Here is a 6,810-nt window from a genome sequence, read left to right on the forward strand (position 1 = left end):
CGTTACGGCTTTGCCGCCGGCAGGGCCATCAGCGACAGCGCCGCCGGTACTGCTAGATATGTGCCGCAGCAGGCCAGGGCTATGCATGACAGGGCGGTTGCCGCGATGGCCGTGTTGCGCGGCCTGCCCGGCGGCAGGATGCGGACGGCCGCCGCCACGCCTGCCGTGGTCACCGCGGCCAGGCAGGCCGAGGTGGCTCTCATGAGGGTGTCCAGGTCCGCCGGCAGCAACATGATCAGGGCGGTCAGGGCCGCCAGAAGGGCCAGGCTGCGATGGGGGGTTCGGCCCTTCGCGAACCAGGGCGGCAGGGATCCGCTCCCGGCCATGGACGCGCCCAGGCGGGCGGCGCCGGCTATGTAGGTGTTGATGGCGCCGAAGGTGAGGGCTATGGCCGCCGCGGTGATGATCGGGCCGGCCGCGGCGCCGATGCCGGTCTCCAGCAGGGCGGACAGCGGTGCCGATCGGCCCAGGACGGCGATCGAGGTGATGGAGACGCTCAGGTAGAGAACGGAGATCACGATCAGGGTCACCGTGGTGGCCCTCCTGATGTCGGTGATCTCCGCCGACAGATGGGTGGCGGCCTCCCAGCCGACGAAGGCGAAGAAGAGCACTCCGGCCGCGGAGATCACGCCCGCCATGCCGTACGGGGCGAACGGGGTGAAGTTGGCGGCACTGGCGTGCGGCGCGGCGGTGCCGACGGCCGTCGCGAGGAGCGCGATCAGCAGGAGCACCATGGCCACCTGCAGCCGTCCCGAGGTGCGCAGGCCCGCGGCGTTGGCGAGGAAGGCGGCGGCGAGCAGGGTGGCGGCGGCGACGGTCTTGTCCACGCCCAGGGTGTTGGCCACATAGACCGCGCCCACCTGCGCGCCGGCCACGATGCCGATGGGGACGGCGCCGTAGAACCACCAGCCGACCACCGCGGCGACCCGCCCGCCGAACGCGATACCTGTGAAGGCGGCCACGCCGCCGCCGTTCGGGTAGTGGGTGCCGAGCGTGGCGAAGGTGATCGCCACCGGTGCGCTCAGCGCCAGCAGGCCCACCCAGGCCAGGATCGACGCCGGGCCCGCAGCCTCGGCGGCCAGTTGGGGCAGCACCAGCATGCCCGGTCCGAGTACGCCGCCCAGCAGCATCGCCGTGCCCTGACCTGCGCTCAAGTGCCCTTTCGTTTGTTGCGACATATCCGCTGAAAGTAACCGGATGCGTGTTCTTAGGAGCCTTCTGGCGAACATTTGGCCGGTTCTGGCGACATAATGCCGCCGTGGATGAACTTGATTCGGGAATCATTCGGCTTCTTCAAACGGATGCGCGGCAATCGAACCGGGAACTGGCCAGACAGCTGGGCGTCGCCCCCTCCACCTGTCTGGAACGCGTCCGCGCCCTCACACGGCGCGGCGTCATCCGCGGCTACCACGCCGACATCGCCCCGGCGGCACTGAACCGCAGCGTCCAGGCGCTCGTCTCGGTCCAGGTCCGCCCGCTGAGCAGGACCGTCATCGAGACGTTCAAGCAGTCGGCGGCCGAGCAGCCGGAGGTGCTGAGCGTGTTCGTCCTGGCGGGCGGGGACGACTTCCTGCTGCACGTGGCGGTCCAGGACCTGGACCACCTGCACGCCTTCCTGCTCGACCGGCTCAGCAAGCGGCGAGAGATCGCCGGGTTCCGTACGTCGGTCATCTTCCAGCAGGTGCACAACACCGCGCCGAGCCTGCTGCCATACGACGAGTCAGCTCATTAGCCCCGCCTCATAGGCCATGATCGCGGCCTGGACCCGGTTGTTCACCTCCAGGCGCAGGAGGATGGCGCTGACGTGGGCCTTGACCGTGCCTTCCGACACGAACAGCTCGCGGCCGATGTCCTGGTTGGACAGGCCGCGGCCGACGAGGGCCAGCACCTCGCGTTCGCGGGGCGTGAGGGATTCGGTCCGCTTGCGGGCGGTGGTGTTCCGGGTGAGCCTGCCGTCGTTCAGCTCGGCGATCACCTGGTGGGCGATGCGCGGTGATAGGTACGCCGCGCCGCCCGCGACCGCCCGGACGCCGATGATCAGCTCGCGCGGGTCGGCGGCCTTGAGCAGGAAGCCGCCCGCGCCTTCCGCGAGCGCCCTGGCGACGTACTCGCGCTCGTCGAACGTGGTCAGCATGACCACCGCCACCTCAGGAAGCGCGGCGCGCAGCTCGGCGGCGGCGGACAGGCCGTCGAGGCGGGGCATGCGGATGTCGAGCATCGCCACGTCCGGGCGGTGCGCCAGGGCCAGCTCGACGGCCTCCCTGCCGTCGGCGGCCTCGGCGACGATCTCGATGCCCGCGTCGGTGGCCAGGATCGACTTCACCCCGGCCCGGACCATGGGCTCGTCGTCGGCCAGCAGCACCCGGATCATCCGCTCTCCCCTGTGTCTTTCGGCCATGGCAACCGGGCCGTGACGGTGAATCCCGTCTTATGAGGGCCGGCCTCCAGCGTGCCGCCCAGCAGCCGTACGCGTTCGCGCAGGCTCGCCAGCCCGGTCCCGCCGCCACCTGTCGTGGACGGCGCTTGTTTTGCAGGCGGGGGTGCGTTGGCGACCGTGACGGTGACCGTGTCGGCGCGGCGTTCGATGGTGACACGGACATCGGCGCCCGGCGCGTACCGGGCGGCGTTGGTCAGGGACTCCTGCGTCACCCGGTGCGCGGCCCGGTCCAGCAGCGGCGGCAGGACCGCCGAGCGCTCGTCGCGGTGCAAGGTCACCGCCATGCCGGCCCGCCCGGCCCGCTCCACCAGCGTCTCTATCGACTCGTCCGGTGGGTCCGTGGGGGCGCCGCCCGAGTCCCGCAGCACCCCGATGGTACGGCGCAGCCGGTCGGTCGCCGTGACCGCCGAGGCGCGCAGCTGGGCGGCCGCCTCCCGGTTCGTCTCGTTCATGTCGGCCGCCAGCTCCAGAGCCCCGGCCCGCAGCGCGATCAGCGCCAGCTCGTGCCCGAGCGAATCGTGCATGTCGGCGGCGATGCGGGCGCGTTCATGCAGTTTGACGCGCTCGGCGGTGTACTGCTGCTCCCGCTCCAGCTGACCGACCCGCTGCCGGCCCGCCTCGACCAGCTCCGCCTGCTGCCGCCGGAAGCGCCCCGCCAGCCAGGGGAGCACCGCGAACAGCGCCATGGCCATCAGCGCGCCCACCCCGTCCCAGAGACTCACCCCCAGCTCCACGACACCGGGTATCGCGACCGCGCCCAGGACCAGCCAGTCCCGGCGTACCGGAAGATGTCTGCCGTGCAGGTAGGCGACCACGGCGATGACCGCGAACAGCAACTGCCGCCAGGTCGGGATGTGGTCGAGGTACAGCCCGTTGACCAGGCTGATCCCCGCGACCACCGCCAGAATCGCGCCGTTTCTCACCTACCAGACCTTATCGACTCAGACGGGATGACCTGCGGAATCGGGTCAGCCTTGCGCTCCCGCAGCCGGACGATCCGCATCGCCGCCGTGGCCACTCCCGCCAGCGCCGCGACCGCCAGGGTGATCGTCAACGGTGCGGCGAAGTAGGTGAGCTGGGCCCAGGTGATCGTCCGCCCGTTCGAGATGAACGAGATCAGGTCCGGGTACGCCGCCAGCACCACGGCCGGCAGCAGCACCGGCACCATCCGCAGCGCGACCCGCCACCCGGGACGTCCCGCCCGCTTGGCCGCCCAGCGTCGTGACCGCCACACGCCCAGGATGCCCAGCCCGATGGCGGCCAGTCCGATGAGGCCCAGTACCAGCTCGAACGTCTGCCGCCCACCGCCCGGCAGCTCCGGCGTCCGCCCCTGGGTCATCGCGAACAGACCCGTGGCGACGGCGTACGTGTCGTCGGTGAGGGACGCGCTGTTGGTCATGACCGCGAAGCCGTATCCGGTCTCAGGGGAGATCGCCTCGACGGCGGTGTAGGTGAACAGGTTGCCGGAGTGCACGAGCAGCTTGGTGTCGCTGTCGCGGCTCCAGCCCATGCCGTAGTCGCTGACCTTGGACGGGGTGTGCATCGTCCGCAGGCTTTGGGGGGTGACGAGCGGTTTGCCCTTCCCGTTCTGGTTGATCAGCCAGGCGCCCATGTCGGCGGCGGTGGTGATGACCCCGCCGGAGCCGCTGCCGTCGAGGAACCCGGGCAGTTCGGGGCGCGCCAGCCAGGCGCCGAACACCGAGTTGTAGCCGTCCGACGGCCGGACCGCCTCACTCCGCAGGGCGCTGTGGGGCATGCCGAGCGGGGCGAAGACGTGCTGCTTCAAGTAGTCGTCGAAGCTCTGCCCGCTCGCGACCTCGACCAGGCGGGCGGCCAGGTCGTAGTTGGCGTTGCAGTACGCCCAGTGGGTGCCGGGGTCGGTGGCGAGCGCGCCGGTCTTGAGCCGGTCCACGTACTGGGCGAGGGAGGTGGTCTCCTCCAGGGCGTTGATGTCGAGGGTGGTGTCGGACAGGCCTGAGGTCTGGTTGAGCAGCTGACGTACGGTGATCGCCGCGCCGCGCGGGTCCGCCAGCTGGAAGCCGGGCAGCTGCTCGGCGACCGATCCGTCCAGCTTGATCTTGCCCGCGTCGACCAGTGTCATCACGGCCATGGCGGTGAACGACTTGCTGACGGAGGCGACGCGCATGGGGGTGTCGGCGGTGACGGGCTTGCCGTCGGAGCCTTGGCCGTAGCCGGCGGCGTGGATCACTTGGTCGTTATGGGTGACCACGACGGACATGCCCGGTAGCCCGGTGGACTCCACGACCTTGGTGAGGTAGGCGTCGATGGCGGCCGGGGTCGGCGCCGCCCGTACAGTCGAGCCGGCGGCGGGCGCGGTCAGGGCGAGGGTCAGCGCCGTTGTCGCCGCCAGGACGCCGATGAGCTTGCGTTTCATGGTGACGACGGTAGGAATTGGCGGCCAGGAAAAGATCCGCCGACCGTCCAGGACCACCCCTGACGAAAGTCTGATGTCAGTCGGGGAAGCCGAGATACGTCGGTGGTGCCTCATCCACCAGCCACACCCCGTTGGCGCTGACCCGGAACTCGTGTCCCGCTTCGTGCATCGCCCCGGCGTCCACCGTCAGGACCACCGGCTTGCCCCGCCGCGCCCCCACGCGCATCGCCGTCCCGCGGTCGGGCGACAGGTGGACGTGGTGGCGGTTCATCGGCCGCAGCCCCTCGGCCCGGATCGCGGGCAGGCTCTTCGCCACCGTGCCGTGGTACAGGTACGCGGGCGGCGTCGCCACCGGCAGGTCCAGGTCGACCTCGATGGAATGCCCCTGGTTCGCGCGGATCCTGCCGTTCTCAAGGGCGAACCGCTGCTTGTCGTTGCCCGCCACGACCCGGTGCAGATCGGCCGGGTCGATCCGGAATCCATGGGAGGCGGCGGCCCGGAGGAAGACGTCGACGTCCACCCATCCGCGCTCGTCCAGCTCGATCCCGATCCGCTCGGGCTCGTGACGCAGGTGCTTGGACAGGTATTTGGAGATCCGCACCATACGCCGATCGTCAATCATCTCCCGAGCATGTCGCAGCGGCCCGATCCCCGGCAACCCTATTGAGTTGATTTTGTGTACGACGTAAGCTTACAACGTATTCAAAATCGACCAGGAGGCCGCACCATGACCACCACCATCGCGATCATCGTCCCGCTCGTCTGGCTCGGCTGGCTCGTCGTGACCGAGTGGGTGCCGATGTTCCCGCTGAACGACCTCCGGCCCGGCAACGTCGGACAGCGCGTGCTCGCGGCGTGCATCAACTACCCGTTCCCGTTACTGATCGCGGCCGGGGTCGCGCTGCACCAGACCTGGTCGCTGCTCGCCGCGACCGCACTCTGCGTGCTCATAGTCGGCGGACACCTGCGGAACTGGTGGCTCCCCTACTTCGGCACCGCCACGGCCGCGCAGCGGGAGACGTATCAGCGCGAGTACGGCCGGACGCTCAAGATCCTGCCGACCGAGGGACATGACGTGGTGGTAGACGTTCAGCACCTGGTCGTGGGCGCTCTGTCCCTGCTCATGCTGGCCACCACGCTGATCGCTACGCTGACCGGATGAACGAGCCCGCACCCCGGCGCGGCAGGGGACGCCCAGCCGTCCTGACCCGCGAACGGATCGTGGCCGCGGCCATCGAGGTACTGGACGCCGAGGGGCTCGACGCGCTCACCATGCGCCGCCTCGGCACCCAGCTCGGGGTCGCGGCCATGTCCCTGTATCGTCACCTGCCGAACCGGGACGCGGTGCTCGCCGCAATGGTCGACCACCTGTTCGCCGAGGCGGTGATCGACCTCGATGCCGGCCTGCCGTGGCCCGGGGCGCTGGCCCGGTTCGCGGATTCCTACCGCCGGATGCTGCTCGGCCATCCGCACGCCGTGCCCCTGCTGGCCACCCACCCGGTGGACATCGACCTGGGCCTGGAACTGCTGGCCGGGCTACTGAACCGCTTCGAGGCAGCGGGAATCCCACGTCAGGACGCACTCACCGCGATCCAGTCGGTAGCCGTCTATGTCCTGGGCCACGCTTTGGCCCAGGTCGGCACCCCACCGGGCACCAACACCCCCGAACCACCGGCGGAGACTGCGGTGGCGTTCTATGACCAGTGGTTCGAGGCGGGGCTGCGAGCCATGGTGTCGGGTTTTGAGGGAGAGCTCGGCCGAGGGCGTTGACCACGCGCTCGCGCCACCTGTACGCATGTCACGGCAGGGCCCGGACAGCGGGCCATGCCCGAAGGTATGCGAATAGCCGTCACTTTGCGCGCTTGCAATGTAACAATGAGTGCCATGCCGTCCCCCCGACATGACACTCTCATCAAGCTGTTCGCCGATCGCCCTCAACTGGCGGTGGAGATCCTGCGTGACTTCCTGGGGGCGGACC

The 6,810-nt window shown here is 69.8% G+C and carries 8 protein-coding genes; 3 read left to right on the forward strand and 5 right to left on the reverse strand.

Annotated features, from left to right (window positions below; translation table 11 throughout):
• Positions 1–2 precede the first annotated feature (2 nt).
• Positions 3–1,154, reverse strand: a complete 1,152-nt coding sequence (locus AB0C30_RS58935) for an amino acid permease (protein ID WP_357962224.1) — start codon at positions 1,152–1,154, stop codon at positions 3–5.
• A 104-nt stretch (positions 1,155–1,258) separates the two neighbouring features.
• Here AB0C30_RS58935 and AB0C30_RS58940 point away from each other — a divergent pair, with 104 nt between their 5' ends.
• A complete protein-coding gene (locus AB0C30_RS58940; RefSeq protein ID WP_357962227.1) occupies positions 1,259–1,732 on the forward strand; it encodes an Lrp/AsnC family transcriptional regulator in 474 nt (157 codons plus the stop codon).
• On the opposite strand, the gene AB0C30_RS58945 is transcribed toward AB0C30_RS58940, so the two are convergent.
• From AB0C30_RS58945 to AB0C30_RS58960, 4 genes are all read right to left on the reverse strand, one after another.
• Positions 1,721–2,371, reverse strand: a complete 651-nt coding sequence (locus tag AB0C30_RS58945; protein ID WP_357962230.1) for a response regulator transcription factor — start codon at positions 2,369–2,371, stop codon at positions 1,721–1,723. The two genes, AB0C30_RS58940 and AB0C30_RS58945, sit on opposite strands and share 12 nt — an antisense overlap.
• Entirely contained in the window at positions 2,368–3,360 is a 993-nt protein-coding gene (locus AB0C30_RS58950; RefSeq protein WP_357962233.1) for a histidine kinase, read from the reverse strand. The genes AB0C30_RS58945 and AB0C30_RS58950 overlap by 4 nt, the downstream gene beginning before the upstream one ends.
• Positions 3,357–4,832, reverse strand: a complete 1,476-nt coding sequence (locus AB0C30_RS58955; protein WP_357962236.1) for a serine hydrolase domain-containing protein — start codon at positions 4,830–4,832, stop codon at positions 3,357–3,359. Before AB0C30_RS58955 ends, AB0C30_RS58950 begins: the two co-directional genes overlap by 4 nt.
• Positions 4,833–4,908: 76 nt before the next feature.
• Positions 4,909–5,451 carry an RNA 2'-phosphotransferase gene (locus AB0C30_RS58960; RefSeq protein WP_357962248.1) on the reverse strand — a complete coding sequence of 181 codons (543 nt, stop codon included), beginning with the start codon at positions 5,449–5,451 and terminating at the stop codon, positions 4,909–4,911.
• Positions 5,452–5,559: 108 nt separating this feature from the next.
• Here AB0C30_RS58960 and AB0C30_RS58965 point away from each other — a divergent pair, with 108 nt between their 5' ends.
• Together AB0C30_RS58965 and AB0C30_RS58970 are read left to right on the forward strand one after the other, a co-directional pair.
• Positions 5,560–5,994 (forward strand): hypothetical protein, encoded by a 435-nt coding sequence (locus AB0C30_RS58965; protein ID WP_357962239.1) that lies wholly within the window; start codon positions 5,560–5,562, stop codon positions 5,992–5,994.
• Positions 5,991–6,602: a TetR/AcrR family transcriptional regulator C-terminal domain-containing protein gene (locus AB0C30_RS58970; protein WP_357962242.1), complete on the forward strand. Its 612-nt coding sequence runs from the start codon at positions 5,991–5,993 to the stop codon at positions 6,600–6,602. The genes AB0C30_RS58965 and AB0C30_RS58970 overlap by 4 nt, the downstream gene beginning before the upstream one ends.
• The last annotated feature ends 208 nt before the right edge of the window (positions 6,603–6,810 follow it).

It is taken from the genome of Nonomuraea sp. NPDC048901 (assembly GCF_040649695.1).
GTDB lineage: Bacteria > Actinomycetota > Actinomycetes > Streptosporangiales > Streptosporangiaceae > Nonomuraea.